Raw genomic sequence first — 843 nt, 5'->3', positions numbered from 1 at the left:
GCCCAGCGCCCAGGTGCGCATGTTGCTGGTCAATTCGTGCACGGTTTGTTTCTCCTGTTCACTGGGTTGTTTGAAGGTGGTGCACCCTGCAACCGATCCAAGTAGCAGGCATGTAAAAAATACGGTCAGCCTGCGCATAGAGGCCTCTTGGCTTTCGCCGCAATCTTGATCAGGGAGTAGAGGGTGAATTGCTGAGTGAGCGGGTTGGCGTAGGACGCTTCATGATCGAACCCTGGGGCTTGCACTTGCTGGCGGACAGAACCCTGGCGGATCTGCCTGATCGGCGCGCGGCCGGAGCTCACCGGTACGGTGCCGTCGCCAGCGCCGTCCTGCATACGGCAATGCAGTTCCCAATAGCTGGTCTGTACGGTCTTTACTGGCGCATTGGGGTCACCGCGTGGGGGCATTACACTTTCGGCTTGCCCGCCTACGTACAGGGGGCTTCGCCCGTCGTCACGCACCTCGGGCATTTGCAAGCTGGACACCGTGAAGGCGTCGGGGCTTGATGCATAGGGGCCGTTGAGGCGAGACCCTCGGCGCATCTCCCAGGTGATGGTTTCGAAGCTGGGATATTTATCGTCGTTGCCATAGTAAACATAGGTTTGAGGGTGGTATGACCCTGCAATGCGTTGATGGAAGCTGCTCGCTTTCTTTATGTTTATCGCAAATGTCTCCCAAGTGATCGGATCCCCATCCTTCGGTGCCAACCACTCATCACGCAACAATCCCCACCAGCGGTCACGGCGTAGATAAATCTCTTCGTAAGGATCCTTTACCGGTTGACGCGGCATAGCCGGGGCTCCACGTTCGTCAATCAGCCGCAGCCAGCCCGGGGCGTAATCC

General features: G+C 58.0%; 1 pseudogene. It reads right to left on the bottom strand.

From position 1 onward, the window contains the following. Positions 1-125: 125 nt before the first annotated feature. Positions 126-843: pseudogene (locus GIW04_RS31045) on the bottom strand (esterase/lipase family protein); the annotation flags it as partial.

It is taken from the genome of Pseudomonas sp. PA-4-8C, from assembly GCF_021606625.1.
Classification (GTDB): Bacteria; Pseudomonadota; Gammaproteobacteria; order Pseudomonadales; family Pseudomonadaceae; genus Aquipseudomonas; species Aquipseudomonas lactis.
The sequence above is the reverse complement of the archived record's forward strand: the minus strand, read 5'-3'. Positions and strand labels throughout refer to the sequence as shown.